The sequence below is a fragment of the Acidibrevibacterium fodinaquatile genome (assembly GCF_003352165.1).
In the GTDB taxonomy this organism is placed as follows: Bacteria; Pseudomonadota; Alphaproteobacteria; order Acetobacterales; family Acetobacteraceae; genus Acidibrevibacterium; species Acidibrevibacterium fodinaquatile.
The window spans coordinates 216,829-233,212 of sequence record NZ_CP029176.1 but is presented as its reverse complement, the minus strand read 5'-3'; the positions used below and the strand labels follow the sequence as shown (position 1 = coordinate 233,212).

Sequence of the window (16,384 nt, the reverse complement as noted above, 5' to 3'; positions counted from 1 at the left end):
GATGATGAGGATGGAGCGAACGCCAAAGCGAGGCTTATCCCACATCGAGGGATCGCCCAAATCATGCGGCAATTGCGCCCGTGCCACTGCCCGGCTATAGGACCGCCTCACGAGGGTATCTCAAAAGGTTTCTCGACACGCAAGGGCCGACGTAGCTCAGTGGTAGAGCAACTGATTCGTAATCAGTAGGTCGTCAGTTCAATCCTGACCGTCGGCACCATTTCTCAATGACTTAATCGGTGATGTTTTGCTCCTCGGGGGCACAAGCTCTTTCGGGGGCACACCGGGGGTGGGCTCGCTTGGCGCGCGATCGGCGCGCTCTCAGGCGGCGCGGGTGAGGTGATAGGTGCCGCGTGCGGCTTGGGTGATGATGCCCATGCGGAGCAGGCCGGCGAGCACGGATTCCACCTTCGGGCGCAGCGCGCGGCCTTTGAAGCGCAGCGCGATTTCGTTCGCGCTGATCGCGCCGGCGGCGGCAGCGCGCCGCCGGCGGGGAGGGTTCATTGGCGAGGCTTCATGCCGCCCTGTCGCCTCACGTTCGTCTGGAGGCGGAAGTGGGAAGTCCATAAAATACCGCGGTCGAAGCCCTATCAAACAACACGACCCTGCTCACAGCACCACGCGAAGACGGTGCGGCGGTGCGGCGCGGGAAGGAGATTGAATTGTGGCTGAGGCGCATGATAACTTGGGCGATATTAATATTTGAGACGAAGCGACGGAGGGATCGTGTGATATTTCGGTAAATGGCGATGGCTTCTAGCTTCGCCCTGATGTTGGGCCATGGCGTGGCGGTTGCGCAAACCGCAGTCTCGACACAACTCGGGGCTGATGGCTATTGGAGCAATTCCAGCACTTGGAATCCTGCGATCGTCCCGAATAATACCAACCTGCCTATCCAATGACCGCTTTGATCCAGTCTTGTTGGGTGGTCGAAGCGATTTGTTTTGGCATTTGCATGAACTTGTTCCAGGCGTTTCGGCAGGCGGCAAGGATTTCGTCGTAGCTGTTCCAGACCTGATGGCTTAGGAAGTTGCTGCGCAGAAATTGCCAGATGTTTTCGACTGGGTTGAGCTCTGGCGAATAGGGCGGCAGCGGTAGCAGGCTGATGTTGTCGGGCACCGGCAAACGTTCGCCGGCTTGATGCCAGCCGGCGCCATCGAGCACCAGCACGGCGTGCGCACCGGGCGCGACCTGCGTGCTGATTTCCCGAAGATGCTCGGCCATCGCCTCGCTGTTGACCGCCGGCATGATGATGGCGGCACCAATACAACGTTCTGGGCAGACGGCACCAAACAGATAGGCGGAGTCATGGCGATTGTCGCGCACCGCCAGTGGTCGGGAACCCCGTTCTGCCCAGACATAGCTCAGGGTTCCCTTCTGACCGACACGGGCTTCATCGGCGAACCACACCTCGATCGGCTTACGGGCCGCCGTGGCCGGGATCGCCGCCGCTACCAGGCCAGCGAAGTCTTTTTAAAAATGTCCTGTGCCGCAGCGTCCTTCTTCGGATGATACGGACGCGGCTGGACCCGCGTGAACTTGAGCCGCCGCAACAGTCGGCTGATCGACGTCTCGTGCAGGGTAACCGCAAACTCGGTCTCGATCCGTCGCTGCAGGTCGACACAGCGCCACCGCACCACGCCGTCACGCTCCAGGTCCGGGCCCTGCCTGACCCATGCCGCGATCTGCGCCTGCTGCGAAGCCGACAATCGGGGTGGCGGTCCGTTGCGGCGCGGCGCATCGCCCAGTCCGTCAGGTCCCAATCCATTGTAACGGTGCACCCAGTCGCGCAGCGTCTGGCGGTCCATGGCACAAGCCTCGGCCGCATCGCGCCGAGACCAGCCTTCGAGAACAAGAGCAATCGCCAGCAGCCGCCTCGAAACTTTCGCATCCGTCGCACGAGCCGCCCGCTCGCGCAGCGCCATAGCCGACAAGTCCAAACGCGTTATCGCTACCGTCATCGCAAGCCTCCTCCGGGGAAGCTCAGCGAATCATACCCGCCCGAGCCGCGCCAACTCACATTCGAGTCAACGGAACCTCAGGTTGGTATAACACCGCTGAAACCACCTATGATACCGGTCAGCGAAATCGCTGACCGGTATGCGCGCAGGGTTGGTGTGGCGGCTGCGCGCAACATCAAAAAGATACCAGCCAGCCGTCTTCAAGCGACGAGTCATTCTTTCGGCTGGCTGGTATGACACGACGATAAATGAAGCCTCGGTTTTCCTCGACCAGAAGGCCGAGGTGAATTCGCTCAGTATCACCAACAATAGCAGCCCAGAGACGCTGCGGCCGGAAAATCTCACGGTCGATACTAATTTCCAAAACGCTGGCCAAAGCCTGTTCGTCTCGGCGAGCAACCTGCTGGTCAAGAGCAATCTTTCCAATACCGGCAGTCTCGAAACCTATAACGCGAATGCTCCCACGACCGGCCCGGCCGCCCACATCACCGTGGACGGCACGCTGACGAATTCCAGCAATGGCAACGTGACCCTCGGTGGCTACGCCCCGGATACCCTGACGGTTGGAACCCTGGTCAATGATGGCGCCGGCAATAGCGGTCTGCCGCCCTCTCTCTCTATCCCGACCGGAGCGACACTCACCGTCAAGAACCAACTCGATCTCGAGGGGTGGCGTCGCGGTTTGTGTGGAAATTGCCTTTGGCGGCGTCTCCGGTTTGGGGAGCATGACGAGGTCAGGCGACGAGATCAAGAGGCATTGAGGCGGGTGGCTCTCCGAGGCTCTGCCACCCGTCGACTTTGCGCATGGTGACCTGCCCGGATGCGAGCAATGACCAGAACAGCATCGCCGCGGTCTCTGCCGAAGGCAGGACGGTCTGGGTTTTGATCCGGCGCTTGAACTCCTCGTGCAGGCGTTCGATCGCATTCGTCGTTCTTGCCGATTTCCACTGGCTTTTGGGCAATCGGGTGAAGGTGAACAGCCGATCGCCGGCTTCCTCAAGGCTGTCGGCGACACCGCGACATTTCAGGCGCCATTTGGCCAGGAACAGCCGGCGCCGGCGCATCACCTCGGCGCTGGTATCGGCGTAGATCATGTCGTTGTAGTCGGCCGTGATCTCCTCGTGCAGCGCCTCGGGAGCGTGCGCGAGCAGATTTCGATGCTTGTGGACTGTGCAGCGCTGGGTCGGCACCTCGGGCCAAAGGCTGGCGAGGGCGCGTTCGAGGCCGGCACCGCCATCGATCAGCAACAGGTCCGACGTCCGCAGACCCCGCGCGATCAGGTCATCGAGCACCGCCCGCCAGGCGGCCTCGCTCTCGCCACCCATGTTCTTCACCGCCAGCAAAACCTTCTGCCCGTCGCGGCGGACGCCGAGAACGACCAGCAGCGAGATGTTGGTCGCTTTCCGGTCGAGCCGGACCTTCACCACCGTGCCGTCGAGGATCAGCCTGACGGTATCCTCGTCGGCCAGGCTCCGCCGGTTCCAGCCGTCCCAGTCCGCCTTGACCTTTCTCCACGTGCGGCTGACCACGTCCTTGCCCACTGCCCCCTTGAACAACGCCCCCAATGCCCGCCTTACCCGCCGCGTGTTCGTGCCGGCGAGATAGGTCGCCGCAATCAACGCCTCCACCTGCTTCGTCATCCGGGCATAACGAGGCAGCGTGGCACTTTGCCATTCCGCCGTTCCACCCCCGGGCTTCGGCATCCGCCCCCGCGGCACCGTAATCTCGAGCGGGCCGAACGAGCCGAGGATTTGCCGATGACGGACACCATGGCGATATCCTGTTGCCTCGCCACCACGGCGATATCGCTCCCGCCCAAGCGCCGCCGTCAGCTCCTCCTCGAGCATGGTCTCAAGGAAACCGCGGATCCGCTCCCGCAGGCCCGCCTCGATCGGGTCAAACCACGCCGTGCCATCAAACAGGCTGGTTTCCGGCGTCGCTGTGCTATTCTTCTCCATGGCGTGATCTCCCTCGGCGCTCAAACGCCGAGCCTGGTGGTTGAACTCACCCGGAGATTACGCCACCCAGAATTATGGGATGGCCCGCTCCTTTCCCCCGGCGGTGTATAGTCTGCTGGGGCCAGCGAAAGGAAAGTGCCATGACGAAAGAGATCGCGGTATTGGGGATCGATCTGGGCAAGAACAGTTGCAGTCTCGCGGGGTTGGATGCGAGCGGCGCGGTGGTGAAACGGCGCCGGATGCGGCCGGACAGCGTGACGGCCTTTACGGCGAAGATCCCGGCGTGTGTGATCGCCATGGAGGCATGCTGTGGCGCCCATTATCTCGGGCGGCTGTTGGCGGCTCAGGGTCACACGGTCCGGCTGATGTCGCCGGAATATGTGCGCCCGTATGTGAAAGCGCAGAAGAACGATGATCGGGACGCCGAGGCGATCGCTGAAGCAGCGACCCGGCCGACGATGCGCTTTGTAGATCTCAAAAGCGAGGAACAGCTTGACGTGCAGACGTTGCATCGGGCGCGGGATCGCCTGGTGGTGGAACGTACGGCGCTGATCAATCAGCTACGCGCTATCCTTCTTGAACGGGGGATTACCGTGCCAAAGGGGCGGAGCAAGCTCGCGCAATATCTGGTGGGGCGGTTCGATCAGAACGACGGAGGTAGCATCGCGTTGTCTCCACGAACGCAAGCGCTCATTGCCGACATGCGGAAGGAATGGCGCGAACTGGATCACCGGATCGAGGCTTTCGACGACGAATTTGTTGCTCGTGCCCGCGCCGATGAGGCGGCCCGCAGGCTGCTTTCGATCCCTGGTATCGGCCCGGTCAACGCCACCGCGCTGATCGCCGCGATCGGCAAGGGTGAGAGTTTCGGTCATGGCCGCGATCTTGCCGCCTGGCTGGGTTTGGTGCCGCGTCAGATCACGACAGGCGGACGACCCCGGCTTGTCGGGATCAGCAAGCGCGGCAACAAATATCTGCGCAAGCAGTTGATCCATGGTGCACGCTCCGCCCTGCCAGGTCTGCTGACCAGCGCCACGCCACTCGGCGGATGGCTGCGGGGGCTGATCACCAGGGTGCATAAGAACGCCGTAGTCGTCGCATTGGCCAATAAGCTGGCACGGATTGCGTGGGCCGTCTTACGTCACGGCGACAAATTTGACGCCAAAGCCGTTGGTGTGACGGTGTGACCGAAATCGACCGGTGCTGATATGATGATCGGCTACCGGTCCATGATGTTTGCGGGTGGTGGAAGAAAGATGGCCTGACAGTCGATCGGTGTTCTGGAAATCTGATGTGTGGAATGGCGGACTTGTCGCCGACAGAATTATGAGAACCAGAGCGCGCGGATCTCCATCTTGGTCGAGAGCTTGCTCTGAGGCCGGATACGTTGACGCAGACTGACCAGTCCATCGGAAAAATCACTTGCAGGCGGGGCGGGCCATACGTTCCACACACTTCACGACGCCACCCGCTACCAGGCCAGCGAAGTCTTTTTAAAAATGTCCTGTGCCGCAGCGTCCTTCTTCGGATGATACGGACGCGGCTGGACCCGCGTGAACTTGAGCCGCCGCAACAGTCGGCTGACCGACGTCTCGTGCAGGGTAACCGCAAACTCGGTCTCGATCCGTCGCTGCAGGTCAACACAGCGCCACCGCACCACGCCGTCACGCTCCAGGTCCGGGCCCTGCCTGACCCATGCCGCGATCTGCGCCTGCTGCGAAGCCGACAATCGGGGTGGCGGGCCGTTGCGGCGCGGCGCATCGCCCAGCCCGTCAGGTCCCAATGCATTGTAACGGTGCACCCAGTCGCGCAGCGTCTGGCGGTCCATGGCACAAGCCTCGGCCGCATCACGCCGAGACCAGCCTTCAAGAACAAGAGCAATCGCCAAAAGGCGCCTCGAAACTTTCGCATCCGTCGCACGAGCCGCCCGCTCGCGCAGCGCCATAGCCGACAAGTCCAAACGCGTTATCGCTACCGTCATCGCAAGCCTCCTCCGGGGAAGCTCAGCGAATCATACCCGCCCGAGCCGAGCCAACTCACATTCGAGTCAACGGAACTTCAGGTTGGTATCATCCGTTTCAAGCTGATTCAGCGGATGTGCATACGCCTTGATAAAGGCGGCCTGCTTCTCGGGGGTGAGCTTGAGCGCGACCGCTTGCGGCTTGCGATGGTCCATACCCAGCCGGTGCAGTCGCGCGATCAATGAGCTGGACCCTGTGATGAGGAGCAGGGGCCTAGAGCAAGGTAGGTTTTGATTGAACCATCCTGTTCAATCAAAACCGGCCAACTTGCTCGCCAAAATAGGGGTAGAGCGTGATCGACTTAAACCGATCGTGCTCTAGGAAATTAAGTTGGCAGTTGCGCCGTTCCGATCTCCATGAAAATCAAGCTGCTTTTTGCTGCTGTTGTGGCTGTGGAGATGTGGTCGACGCGGTAGCGTCGTCCAAGCTCGCCGCCACGGCGAGCGTCAGAGCCGCGCGACGAAGACTTTGTCCATCCACCGGCCCTTGCCGTCCATCGAGATTTTGATCCCGGCACCGGTCAGAATGACGGTGAATTCCGTCGAAGTGAATTTCGACCCCTGGACGGTGTTGAAGATCTTTGGACTGCCGAACCGCGCCAACGCCGCCTCGAGCGCCGAGACGCAGAACCCGGTGTCCATCAGATACAGAAAGTCCCGGTCGATCACCAGAGCCCGCGGCAAATAGGGATAGATCTTGTGCCCGGCCCCGGGGCATGCTCGGCCGCGAGCATCGCCCCATCCGGCGCGACCCCGGGATTGACCAGCGCAGGACCAGCGCGTCGATCCGCCGCATCAATCTTCCGTCTTGCCTTCGTCGTCATCATCCGCTCCGTCTATCACGACGGAACGGCACTCTATCCAACTACGCCCCCGGTCCCATTTCCAGGGGCTAGTTCAGCCTGTCGTGAGGGGGCTTATACAAGTTATATCACTCTGTTGCCTTGGTGAGCCCGGTGGGATTCGAACCCACGGCCCCAAGATTAAAAGTCTTGTTCCATGCGGACACGAGCCCGCGTGTCCGAACTCTGCCGGCGCTGGAACCTAGGCAAATAGCCGCATACAGCGGAAACCCACAGAAAGACGTTGCACGATTTTGCATAAAAGCGCATATTTCGTGCGGACACGATCCGGACACGATGGTTGGTGCAATATGACAACGAACGACCAGGGGAAGGCGCAGACGACCGAGGGGCATGCGCAAAGATCGAAAATCAGGGGGCCGGCGGCTGACGAGAAATCTGCTGCGCCGTTCACTGATCGGGCCGTTCGTGATCTCCCCGTGCCGGAGCGCGGCAACCGCATCTATTACGACCCGGGGATGCGCGGCCTTGGTGTGCGCGTGACCTCGGCCGGGGCGCGGTCCTGGGTGCTCAATTATCGTGCGGGGGGCATCGAGCGGCGCCTTACCATCGGCGATGCGAGCGCCTGGACTGTCCGCGCTGCCCGCGCCCGTGCCGCGGAACTGCGCCGCGAGATCGATGCCGGCGCCGATCCCATGGCCGAGCGCCATAAGGCCCGCCTCGCGCCGACCGTGAACGACCTCGCCGACCGTTTCGCGGCGGAATACCTGCCCAAGAAACGGGAGAGCACGCAAGACGAGTATGGGCGCTTGCTCCGCGTCCATATCCGCCCCGCTCTCGGCGCCAAGAAGGTTGCGGACCTTCGCCATGCCGATATCGAGCGCATGCACGCCAGAATCGTCGCGGCCGGCACACCCTATGCCGCCAACCGCGCCGTGGCGGTGCTGAGCCGGATGCTGAGCCTCGCCGTCAAATGGGAGATGCGGGCGGACAACCCATGCCTGGGCATCGAGCGGGCGCCTGAGCAAAAGCGCGAGCGCTTCCTCACCCCGGCCGAGATCGCACGTCTAGGCGAGACACTGGCGGCGCACCCCGAGCGGACCAGCGCCAATGCCGTGCGGTTGCTGCTGCTCACCGGCGCGCGCAAGGGGGAGACCTTCGCCGCCCGCTGGGCTGATTTCGACCTTGAAGCCGGGATATGGTCCAAGCCGGCCGCGACCACGAAAACCGCCAAGCTGCATCGCGTGCCCCTTTCGCCGCCGGCGTTGGCGCTGCTCACCGAGATGAAGGCCGAAGCCGACAAAGAGAACGGCCGTCGCGCCGCGCACAATTTGCCGCCGATCGAATGGGTTTTCCCGAGCGCGAACGGCCAACCCCTCGCCTCGGTCAAGAATTTCTGGAAATCTGTCTGCAAGAGCGCTGGCCTGACGGGCGTGCGCGTGCATGACCTGCGCCATACCTATGCCGCCATCCTGGCCTCGGCAGGGCTGAGCCTGCCGGTTATCGGCGCCCTGCTCGGGCACACCCAGGCCGCCACAACCCAGCGCTATGCGCACCTGATGGACGATCCGTTGCGTGCCGCGACCGAGCGGGCCGGGGCGATCATCACCGGCGCCGGCAAGCCCTCCGCCGAGATCGTGCCCATGACCGGCAAGCGGGGCGGATAGGGATTGCTTAATACCGTGATTGATACCATATTAGCCGCAGCATGACGCGCGCGGGCAAGACGCTTGAGGATATGCGAGCAAACCCCCGTGACTGGCGCATTGCCAGCCTGGAAGCCGTGGCGCTCGCCCATGGCGCCAATGTCCGCAAGCCGGGCGGCAGCCATGTGGTGTTTGAGCATCCCGCGCTCACCGAGGCGCTGACCGTGCCCGCCAGGCGCCCGATCAAGCCCGTCTATGTCCGCCGTTTCGTGCAGTGGATCGACACATTGAGAGGCGACGATGAACAAGCATGACCCCGTGACGCGGGAATATCCCTTCACCCTGCGCCCGCTGAGCGCCGAGGATGGCGGCGGCTGGCTGATCGAATATCCCGACCTCCCCGGCTGCATCGCCGATGGCGAGACCCCCGAGGAAGCGATCGCCGCCGGGCGCGAGGCAAAGGCCGCCTGGATCGCCGCTATGCGCGAGGCCGGCCGCGACGTGCCAGCCCCCGGCGCCGATCCGACCGCTGCCTATTCCGGCAAATGGCTGCTGCGCACGCCCAAGAGCCTGCATCGCCGCCTCGCCGAGCAAGCCGCACGCGAGAACGTCAGCTTGAACACGCTGGCCGTCACGCTGCTCGCGCAAGGAATCGGCGAACGCACCGCGCCCCGCTGAAACGAAACGGGCCGGGGCAGCGTTGCGAGCGCTCCCCGGCCCTCGACCGCCAAGGAGTGCGCCGATGGCTGATCGCGACCGCGAAGATAGCACACTAGCGGCCACCCGGAAAACGATAACTTCGGACGACGTGCGCCGGCTCGTCGATCATCGCGCCATGCCGCATTTTCAGGGCGCGGACGGGCAGTTGCGGCCGGCATACGAGGCGTTGCGGCCTGAGTGGCGCGCTGTTTACGATCGGCTGCGCTCTGATCCAGATGGCAAAGTTTCTGCGGCTCTCAACAAACTTCGGAAACATGACCCCGCGCTGGTGCTCGCGGAATTGATGCTTGCACTCCAAACGGCTGCCCGCCTGCCGCTGCTCAAGCGCGCGCGGGACCAGGCCGCAAAGCATCGCGAGCGCGCACGCCGGTTGCATGAAATCGCCGCCGACATCGAGGGGGAATCCCCTCCCGGCGCAATCGACCTCCGCGCTCGCGGGCTGCGCGCGATTGCTGATCAATTCGCACTCGACGCCGACACAACCGAAGAAAGTTTAATGAACGGCCCCTGGTCGCGGAAAAACGATGATGACGCGCGCGCATTTGCCGGCGCCGCTGCCCGCGACCTCGCGCGGCGGCTGTTCGGCGAAACACACGCTGACCACGCGGCAATTTCGATGCTCCTGAGCGCCGCGATCGGAGCGGACATCCCCCTCGCGGCAGTCGCCAACGCCCTTCGCTCCACTGTCCGAACAACTACACGTTCGAAGGCCAAAACCCCGCGCGAACGTGTATTTTCGAAAATCCGCTGATAGAAACTGCAAGAAAAAATTTGCCTGCCGACGCGTTTTGTGGTGCACCGACGGGAAATGCGAAGATAATGCAGCGCATCGAAACTTTTCGGAGTGACTTCGATGCACGCGCAAAACGCAACCGACCCGCTCGCTGGCCCGCCCGCTGACCGCGCCGAAATCGTCGGCGGCCGCTGGACGCTTCCGATGATCGCAGCCGCGCTAAACTGCACTGAGCGCGCAGTCTATGATCTCGTTTCCCGGCTGCAACTTCCCTATATCCGTGTTCTGGGCAAGCGATTTTACGATCCCGCTGACATCCGCCGCGCCCTGGAACGTGATGCACAAAACCGCGCGCCCGGCCGAGGCCGCCCGCGCAAATCCGCCGCATAACAACCCCGCCGCGCGGCGGCGCGACGGGGCGGATCGGCGAAATTCTCGACGGCATCGGGAGTTTACGCGATTTCGTGACCGACCGCAAGCGCCGTGCGGCCTCAACCGAGGACCGCCGAAATGGCAATTTCGATCTCCACCCCGAAGCCGGTAGAAGTGATGCCGGGCGCCAAAGCCGTTGATTCGGCTGGCGTAGTTTCCGACTCGCCTGAAGTGAACGCTCGTTGCTCGCGCCTCGATGAGATCGCAGCCGCGGCCCGCGGAATAATGCGAACCTCAATTCGTGACCTCGGCGCGCTCCTTCGCGAGGCAAAAGCGCTGCTGCCGCATGGGAAGTTTGAGGGATGGGCGCGGCGCGAGCTTGGGGTTTCGCCCCGCTCGGCCGAAAATTATATGGCGGCATCGCGGTTCCTTGAAGGCAAACCCGAAACCCTTTCGCATTTGCCGCCCAGCGTAATCTACAGACTCGCCGCCCCATCGGCTCCGGCCGATCTCGTCGCTGACGTTCTGGGTGGGGGACTCGACCCCCGCGACATCAAAAAACGCCTGGATGACGCAGATCGTGCGCGGCGGGAAGCCGAATGGCACGCCCGTCTCGCGCAGAAGCGCTTTCGCCGGCGCGTCGCACATCTCCATCCGACCGCGCCCGAGCCGGCGGTGGCGCCGGCACACGCGGAGAGCAATCGCCCCGCCGAGCTGGCAAAGTTGGCCGCCCGGCTCTTTGAATCCGGGCTCGCGCGAGACGTGCTTGAGATTTTGCCGAACGCCGAGCGGCGGACCGCCCTCGCCGGCCTCCTCGCGGAGCGCGACCGATGAGCAGCCGCGAGATTGTCGTTTCCGATTGGAAACCCCTTCGCCGCGGCACGCTGCGCGGTTTCGTGACCGTATCGATGCCGTCGGGCATGATCGTGCGCGAGGTTTCGATCGGGCAATCACACGGCCGGGCATGGGCGATGCCGCCCTCGAAGCCGATGATCGACCGTAACGGATGCGTGATGCTCGACGACGCGGGTAGGCGGCGATATTCGCCGGTTATCGAGTTCATATCGAAATCGGTTCGCGATCGCTGGTCGTCCTCGGTCGTCGACGCCCTGCGCGAGGCGCACCCCGAGGCGCTCGCGAATGAGTGAGCCCGTCGCCTGCATCACGGTTTTTCACAAAACCCGCGGCCCGCTCACCAAGCGCATCAGCCTCGTCGATGGCGCCCTCCGCGCCGATGGGTCGGCGTGCGTGATGGTCGAAGGCGAGGCGGAGGTTCTCCCGGCGCCGTCGGCAAACGCGCTTGCGCGCGTGATCGGCTCGCTCGATTCGGCGCAGGCGCTCGCGATCGGCGTGCTGCGAGACGGAACCGCGGCGCGCGTCGTCACCCGGCGAGCGCTCAACGGGCACGCCATGCCCGGTGTCATTGCCCGAACGGCGGAGGCGATTTTTTTCCGCCCGCAAGCGCCGGCCTGGACGTTGATCGATTTCGATGCGAAAGGCATGCACCCGAGCGTGCGCGCGAAGATCGACGAACTCGGCGGATTCCTTGCCGCGCTCGCAACGATCCTGCCCGACCTCGATCGGACCGCGCGCGTTGTTCGCGCCTCGACCAGCGCTGGCCTGCGGAGATTGGACACCGGCGAGAAGTTGCTAGGTAGCGACGGGCGGCATGTCTATCTGCTCGTCCGCGACGGCGCCGATATCCCGCGCTTTCTCCGCGCGTTTCACGAGCGCGCTTGGCTCGCCGGTCTCGGTTGGATGATGGTCGGCGCGGGAGGCCAAGCGCTCGAACGCAGCATCGTCGATAGAATGGTTGCCAGTCCTGAGCGCCTGATTTTCGAAGGCGCGCCAATCCTTGAGCCCCCGCTTACGCAAGACGCCGAAGCGCGCCGCCCGATCGCAACCGAGGGCGAGGCGCTCGACACCCTCGCCGCGATGCCGCCCCTAACGATCGTCGAACGTGCCCGGCTCGACGAATTGCGTGCTGCGGAGAAGCACCGCCTCGCGGCCGATCTCGCACGCGCGCGCGGGGATTTCATCGGCCGGCAAGCGGAGAAAATTGCGGCCCGCACTGGCGCCAGTGCGAGCGCGGCACGGCGGATCGCCGAGCGGCACGCGGATGGATTTCTTTGGCCGGATATCGAACTCCCATTCGACGACCCCGGCCTGGCAGGGCATACCGTCGCGCAGGTTCTCGCCGATCCCGCGCGCTACGTCGGCGAGACCTTGGCCGATCCGCTCGAAGGCCCCAACTACGGCCGCGGCGTCGCAAAAATCATGCTCCGCCCAGACGGTTCGCCGTGGATTCACAGCTTCGCGCATGGTCGGGCGATTTACGAATTGCGCTTCGACGCGACCGCAATCCGCAAAGCGATCTCCGGTGCGAGGCGCGAGGATGTCGTCGATGTGTTCGTTCGCATGGCGACCGCGGGCGACCTCAAAGACGACGAAATTGACGATCTCATCGAGCTTGTCTCTCGCGCCTCCGGCCTCGGCAAGCGCGCGATCACGAAGCGGCTCGATGCCGAGCGGGGCGAAAAAAATGCCCGCACCGCCGAGGCCGAAGCCGAGCGGCGAGCCGCCGAGCGTGATGATCCGCGCCCTCGGATCGAGGCTCCGTTTCCGGACGCGCCGTGGTTGCCCACGATGGCGACGCTCAACGCCGTGCTCGGCGCCTCGGCCGCGCTCGAACCGCCGTTCCGCGACGTTGAAGGCTGCTTGTGCCACGTCCGCGAACGCAGCATCGCATCGCTGCACCTTCTGACGAGTGCCAGCGTGAACGGCGCGCCGTTGCCCGATGATGCGCCGGCGGCGCCCCCGCAACCGCTCATCACCCGCCTCGACGAGGCCGCAGCCGCCGAGATGATCGAGCGGCATATCGATTTTTACAAGCAGAACTCGGAAGGCGACAAAATCCCGGTTCATCTGGCGGGGCCATTCGTCCGGCATTTCTCGAAACGCGACGACGCGGCGTTGCCAACGGCGACCGCCGTGTTGTCGTTGCCGATCGTCACCATCCGCGGCGAGATGCTGGCGGGGCGCGGGCTTGATCGGCGGCTCGGCGTGGTGTTTCGCATTCCCGAGCCGTTGATGGATGCGCTGCCCGACCGCACAGAGATCAGCCCGAGCCGAGTCGCAGCGGCGATGCGCTTCCTCGCGGACGAGTGGCTCGCTGACGTGCAAACCGACTACCAGGGAAAATGCGTGCTCATCGCCCTGGCGCTTTCCGTCATCGAGCGGGCGTTGTTTCCCGAGAGGCCGGCGTTTTTCATCACCGCCGCGAAGCGCGGCAGCGGCAAAACCACCGTTGCGAACATGATCTCCGCGGGTGTGCTCGGACGACGTGCGGCCGCGGCGGGATGGTCGAACGACCCGGAGGAACGACGCAAGGCGATCTTCGCTTATTTCGGCGAGGGTGCCGATCTCCTCGTGTGGGACAACATCTCGCTCGGAACCGTGGTTCGATGCCCGACGATCGAGAAGGTCCTCACCGCCGAGACCTTCACCGATCGCATCCTCGGCGTGTCGGAACAGAGAACCGTGCCCGCGACGACAATCAAGATTTTTACCGGAAACAACGCCACGCCGGGCGGCGATATGTCCTCGCGTTCGTTGATCGCGCGATTGCAGGCCGATCGGCCCGACCCGGAAAACCGGGAGTTTCGTCATGCCGACCCGGTCGCATGGACGCTCGCGAACCGGCCGAAGATTCTGCGCGCGCTCTATATCCTGCTACTCGCCAACCCTCAGCTTCGACCAGCGTCCGCGAAGCCGGCGCAAACCAGGTTCAAGGCGTGGTGGCGGCTCGTCGGGTCGGCCGTTGAGCACGCAGCGGCGGAGCACGTGACACACGTCAACTCCCTCGCGATGGACGCCGCGCCAGGCTGCCCGCCGGCGCCCATGCGGTTCCGCGACGTTTTCGCGGCCTCCGAGACAGACGACGAGCAAACATCCTCGCTCGCGACAGTTCTCGACGTTTGCCGGCGCGAGTGGCCCGCCGGATTCACCGCCGCCGACCTCGCGAATTATCTCTCGCGTCTCGATCCCGCGGCGGAAGCGTTGAAATCGGCGCTCGAACTGGCGGCATCGAAGTCGATCAAAATCGTTTCGGCGCCGGTGCTCGCGTGGCGGCTCAAAGCGATCGTCGATGCGCCTTGCGACGTTGCCGGGGTCGTCGTGGCGCTCCGTTACGCCCCCGACCACCGTGGCGGGACGTTCGCGGTGCGGCCGTGTCGTTGAGGCCGTGATCCCCGCCCCCACCCTCCGCCGCCTTGTCGGCGCCCTCGCGCTTGCGGCGTCGTCATCGGGCGCGCCCGACGGCGAGCGGCTGGCGGCTCTCGGGGCTGCCGAGCGCCTCCTCGCGGCGCACGGGCTAACGCTGGCTGACCTCGCGGTCGCCGCACCACGCCCCGCGCGCCCCCCGGCCCCTGAACCGGCAGCCTGGTCCGCTCCCGACGGCGATTTGCCGCCCTGGCGGGTGATGGTCCGCGACCTCTGCGATTATGCAGAGCGGCTGACCGAGTGGGAACAGGGGTTCATCGCGTCGCTCTCTCGGCGCCGATACCGCCCGACGGAGCGGCAACACGCCGTCGTCGCCCGGCTCTACCGGCGCCACGTGCACGACCAATGGGACTGACACGCCATGTCTGGCGCCTCCCGAGCGCTTGCGCGTCAGCGGGCGCGTCGCGCTATATTGCTTCACCTGACGCGAAATGGAGATGGGTCATGACCCCGGACGACACGCAAGGCACGGATGAGGCGGCTGCCGACGAATACCGGCTCCAACAAGCGCGCGAAATGCTCGACGCGATCGCGGCGGGCCTCCCTGAGGGTGATCCGCTGCGGGTAGCGATCGAGCGCGGGCGCGCCAAGCCCGATGCGCCACCGCCGCGCTCGCCATGAGCGTCCCGGCTGAGCGGCAATTTTGCTTCACTTGAAGCGAAAAGGAATCTCGGATGAACCGGAATATGATTGCCCTGCGCCGAGCCGCCGCGCTGATGGGGCCTGATGCGGTGACCGTTACCCCCGAGCCGCCTGCGAAAACTGAATCGCCGCAAGATACCCCGGCGGCAATTTCGCATCAGGTGACGCAAAAATCCGCCGATGCCCCTGCCGCCCCGCCCGCTGATGCCGAGCCGGCAGTTTCGCAACAACTGATGCGAAAACGCGGACGCCCGCGCGGCGGTATCCGGGAGGCGGCGCGGCTGGCTGGCGTGCCCGAGTCCTATTACCGCCGGCATATGGACAAATACGTTCCGCCGGAAATCGCCCGTATCCCGGCAACGCTTGCCCCTGGCCTCAAAATCTCGCCCGCCGGCTGGTTGAAGATCATGCGCTGCGAAACGCGCCGCGAAATGTGCCGGGTGGTCGATCAGCTTGCCCGCGCCGCCCGGAAACCGCGTCCACCGACCCCGACCGGGCGGCTCCAATCGCGCATCCGGGAGTTGGAAATGGAAAATCAGCATCTGAGAAACACCGTGCGAGCGTATGAGTCCGGGCAACTTAAGCCGCCCGAGCGGCTGAGCGTGCCGCCGATGCTGCTACACCTACAGCCGCTCTGCGGACCGTGGCCCGGGAACGCGAAGCGCGATGATTTCCCGCCGGCTGACGCGAAAAAGGAGCGACCCGATGACGCCGCGTGAACTCCGAGACCTGGCCTGCGAGCTGGCGGCCCGGTTGCGAGCCGAGATCGAAGCGCTGCCGGAGAGCCATCCAAGGCGGCGATGGCCCGCCCGCCATGATGCCGCCGAGCCCACCGCCAGGCCGCTGAGGTTCGCTCGGATTTCCTTCTCGCGCTCGACGATCGGCTTGCGATCCGAGACCCAATAGCGCCGAAACCGCTTGCGGCAGACGTCGATCGTCGAGCCGCCGCCGGCGAACGGGTCCACCACCACATCAAACGGCTGGGTATAGAGGTATAGCAGGTTGTCCACCCACCGCGCCTCGCTGTTGCCGAAGTGCGCGGAGCCTGGCGTCCGCGTCTGCTGCTTCCAGACGTTGTAGAGCGGCGGATCAAAGTCGGTCAGGTGCGAAGCGGCGGGTTTGTCAGATTCTGGCAAGTCTGCCATTTCTGAACAAACTGAATTCACCGTTCCGACTGCCGCACCCTCCGCCTCGGCGATCTCCTCCTGCGTGTAGCACGCCAGCCACATGTCGAAGATGCGCCGGTCG

17 protein-coding genes, 2 tRNA genes and 3 pseudogenes are annotated in these 16,384 nt (G+C 64.2%); 14 read left to right on the top strand and 8 right to left on the bottom strand.

All coding sequences use genetic code 11. The features are described 5' to 3' along the window. The first annotated feature begins 145 nt into the window (after positions 1 to 145). A tRNA-Thr gene (locus DEF76_RS01090) sits at positions 146 to 220 on the top strand. Between the two features lie 101 nt (positions 221 to 321). On the opposite strand, the gene DEF76_RS01085 is transcribed toward DEF76_RS01090, so the two are convergent. Both DEF76_RS01085 and DEF76_RS01080 read right to left on the bottom strand, forming a co-directional pair. Beyond that, the gene (locus DEF76_RS01085; protein ID WP_114910748.1) at positions 322 to 504 is read right to left on the bottom strand and encodes a hypothetical protein; all 183 of its coding nucleotides are present in this window, start codon (positions 502 to 504) and stop codon (positions 322 to 324) included. 387 nt (positions 505 to 891) lie between these two features. Then, positions 892 to 1,961 (bottom strand): IS630 family transposase gene (locus DEF76_RS01080; protein ID WP_114910747.1). Its coding sequence is split into 2 segments (ribosomal slippage): positions 892 to 1,469 and positions 1,469 to 1,961, totalling 1,071 coding nucleotides; the frame shifts between segments, so codons are not numbered across the junction. A gap of 154 nt (positions 1,962 to 2,115) precedes the next feature. Between DEF76_RS01080 and DEF76_RS19165 the strand changes: the two genes are divergently transcribed. Beyond that, positions 2,116 to 2,772 carry a hypothetical protein gene (locus tag DEF76_RS19165; RefSeq protein WP_162800426.1) on the top strand — a complete coding sequence of 219 codons (657 nt, stop codon included), beginning with the start codon at positions 2,116 to 2,118 and terminating at the stop codon, positions 2,770 to 2,772. Here the strand turns inward: DEF76_RS19165 and DEF76_RS01070 are convergent. After that, positions 2,696 to 3,919 (bottom strand): IS256 family transposase, encoded by a 1,224-nt coding sequence (locus DEF76_RS01070; RefSeq protein WP_114910745.1) that lies wholly within the window; start codon positions 3,917 to 3,919, stop codon positions 2,696 to 2,698. The genes DEF76_RS19165 and DEF76_RS01070 overlap by 77 nt on opposite strands. 140 nt (positions 3,920 to 4,059) lie before the next feature. Between DEF76_RS01070 and DEF76_RS01065 the strand changes: the two genes are divergently transcribed. Next, positions 4,060 to 5,106 carry an IS110 family RNA-guided transposase gene (locus DEF76_RS01065; protein ID WP_114910744.1) on the top strand — a complete coding sequence of 349 codons (1,047 nt, stop codon included), beginning with the start codon at positions 4,060 to 4,062 and terminating at the stop codon, positions 5,104 to 5,106. Positions 5,107 to 5,379: 273 nt separating this feature from the next. On the opposite strand, the pseudogene DEF76_RS01060 reads toward DEF76_RS01065, so the two are convergent. The 4 genes and pseudogenes from DEF76_RS01060 to DEF76_RS01045 all read right to left on the bottom strand — a co-directional run. Next, positions 5,380 to 5,900 (bottom strand): annotated as a pseudogene (locus DEF76_RS01060) (IS630 family transposase); the annotation flags it as partial. A gap of 66 nt (positions 5,901 to 5,966) precedes the next feature. Next, complete coding sequence (locus tag DEF76_RS01055) at positions 5,967 to 6,122, bottom strand: winged helix-turn-helix domain-containing protein (protein ID WP_162800425.1); 156 nt, start codon at positions 6,120 to 6,122, stop codon at positions 5,967 to 5,969. Between the two features lie 267 nt (positions 6,123 to 6,389). After that, positions 6,390 to 6,653 (bottom strand): annotated as a pseudogene (locus tag DEF76_RS01050) (IS3 family transposase); the annotation flags it as partial. A 231-nt stretch (positions 6,654 to 6,884) separates the two neighbouring features. Next, positions 6,885 to 6,954: transfer RNA gene (locus tag DEF76_RS01045), tRNA-Lys, on the bottom strand. 138 nt (positions 6,955 to 7,092) lie between these two features. Between DEF76_RS01045 and DEF76_RS01040 the strand changes: the two genes are divergently transcribed. The 11 genes and pseudogenes from DEF76_RS01040 (at position 7,093) to DEF76_RS19160 (ending at position 15,115) form a co-directional block, all read left to right on the top strand. After that, positions 7,093 to 8,409, top strand: coding sequence for a tyrosine-type recombinase/integrase (locus DEF76_RS01040; RefSeq protein WP_114910740.1), 1,317 nt, complete (start codon positions 7,093 to 7,095; stop codon positions 8,407 to 8,409). A 41-nt stretch (positions 8,410 to 8,450) separates the two neighbouring features. Next, the gene (locus DEF76_RS01035) at positions 8,451 to 8,702 is read left to right on the top strand and encodes a type II toxin-antitoxin system HicA family toxin (protein WP_114910739.1); all 252 of its coding nucleotides are present in this window, start codon (positions 8,451 to 8,453) and stop codon (positions 8,700 to 8,702) included. Beyond that, a complete protein-coding gene (locus tag DEF76_RS01030) occupies positions 8,689 to 9,066 on the top strand; it encodes a type II toxin-antitoxin system HicB family antitoxin (RefSeq protein ID WP_114910738.1) in 378 nt (125 codons plus the stop codon). Before DEF76_RS01035 ends, DEF76_RS01030 begins: the two co-directional genes overlap by 14 nt. 64 nt (positions 9,067 to 9,130) lie before the next feature. Next, positions 9,131 to 9,859 (top strand): hypothetical protein, encoded by a 729-nt coding sequence (locus DEF76_RS01025; RefSeq protein WP_114910737.1) that lies wholly within the window; start codon positions 9,131 to 9,133, stop codon positions 9,857 to 9,859. Positions 9,860 to 9,961: 102 nt separating this feature from the next. After that, complete coding sequence (locus DEF76_RS01020) at positions 9,962 to 10,231, top strand: MerR family transcriptional regulator (RefSeq protein WP_114910736.1); 270 nt, start codon at positions 9,962 to 9,964, stop codon at positions 10,229 to 10,231. 120 nt (positions 10,232 to 10,351) lie between these two features. After that, positions 10,352 to 10,618, top strand: a pseudogene (locus tag DEF76_RS20295) (hypothetical protein); the annotation flags it as partial. 6 nt (positions 10,619 to 10,624) lie between these two features. Beyond that, positions 10,625 to 11,047: a hypothetical protein gene (locus DEF76_RS01015; RefSeq protein ID WP_240319070.1), complete on the top strand. Its 423-nt coding sequence runs from the start codon at positions 10,625 to 10,627 to the stop codon at positions 11,045 to 11,047. After that, positions 11,044 to 11,361 carry a hypothetical protein gene (locus DEF76_RS01010; protein WP_114910734.1) on the top strand — a complete coding sequence of 106 codons (318 nt, stop codon included), beginning with the start codon at positions 11,044 to 11,046 and terminating at the stop codon, positions 11,359 to 11,361. The genes DEF76_RS01015 and DEF76_RS01010 overlap by 4 nt, the downstream gene beginning before the upstream one ends. Further along, on the top strand, positions 11,354 to 14,452 hold the full coding sequence (locus DEF76_RS01005; protein ID WP_114910733.1) for a hypothetical protein: 3,099 nt from the start codon (positions 11,354 to 11,356) through the stop codon (positions 14,450 to 14,452). Before DEF76_RS01010 ends, DEF76_RS01005 begins: the two co-directional genes overlap by 8 nt. A 4-nt stretch (positions 14,453 to 14,456) precedes the next feature. Further along, entirely contained in the window at positions 14,457 to 14,849 is a 393-nt protein-coding gene (locus tag DEF76_RS01000) for a hypothetical protein (RefSeq protein WP_114910732.1), read from the top strand. A gap of 89 nt (positions 14,850 to 14,938) precedes the next feature. Further along, positions 14,939 to 15,115 (top strand): hypothetical protein, encoded by a 177-nt coding sequence (locus tag DEF76_RS19160; RefSeq protein ID WP_162800423.1) that lies wholly within the window; start codon positions 14,939 to 14,941, stop codon positions 15,113 to 15,115. A 644-nt stretch (positions 15,116 to 15,759) separates the two neighbouring features. Here DEF76_RS19160 and DEF76_RS00995 read toward each other — a convergent pair. Beyond that, the gene (locus tag DEF76_RS00995) at positions 15,760 to 16,365 is read right to left on the bottom strand and encodes a DNA methyltransferase (RefSeq protein WP_114910731.1); all 606 of its coding nucleotides are present in this window, start codon (positions 16,363 to 16,365) and stop codon (positions 15,760 to 15,762) included. Positions 16,366 to 16,384 lie beyond the last annotated feature (19 nt).

Coding starts and splice junctions, on each gene's coding strand:
- DEF76_RS01085 (WP_114910748.1), bottom strand. CDS start 504: ATGAACCCTCCCCGCCGGCGGCGCGCTGCCGCCGCCGGCGCGATCAGC.
- DEF76_RS00995 (WP_114910731.1), bottom strand. CDS start 16,365: ATGTGGCTGGCGTGCTACACGCAGGAGGAGATCGCCGAGGCGGAGGGT.
- DEF76_RS01020 (WP_114910736.1), top strand. CDS start 9,962: ATGCACGCGCAAAACGCAACCGACCCGCTCGCTGGCCCGCCCGCTGAC.
- DEF76_RS01015 (WP_240319070.1), top strand. CDS start 10,625: ATGGCGGCATCGCGGTTCCTTGAAGGCAAACCCGAAACCCTTTCGCAT.
- DEF76_RS01010 (WP_114910734.1), top strand. CDS start 11,044: ATGAGCAGCCGCGAGATTGTCGTTTCCGATTGGAAACCCCTTCGCCGC.
- DEF76_RS01070 (WP_114910745.1), bottom strand. CDS start 3,919: ATGGAGAAGAATAGCACAGCGACGCCGGAAACCAGCCTGTTTGATGGC.
- DEF76_RS01025 (WP_114910737.1), top strand. CDS start 9,131: ATGGCTGATCGCGACCGCGAAGATAGCACACTAGCGGCCACCCGGAAA.
- DEF76_RS19160 (WP_162800423.1), top strand. CDS start 14,939: ATGACCCCGGACGACACGCAAGGCACGGATGAGGCGGCTGCCGACGAA.
- DEF76_RS01065 (WP_114910744.1), top strand. CDS start 4,060: ATGACGAAAGAGATCGCGGTATTGGGGATCGATCTGGGCAAGAACAGT.
- DEF76_RS01030 (WP_114910738.1), top strand. CDS start 8,689: ATGAACAAGCATGACCCCGTGACGCGGGAATATCCCTTCACCCTGCGC.
- DEF76_RS01005 (WP_114910733.1), top strand. CDS start 11,354: ATGAGTGAGCCCGTCGCCTGCATCACGGTTTTTCACAAAACCCGCGGC.
- DEF76_RS01040 (WP_114910740.1), top strand. CDS start 7,093: ATGACAACGAACGACCAGGGGAAGGCGCAGACGACCGAGGGGCATGCG.
- DEF76_RS01035 (WP_114910739.1), top strand. CDS start 8,451: ATGACGCGCGCGGGCAAGACGCTTGAGGATATGCGAGCAAACCCCCGT.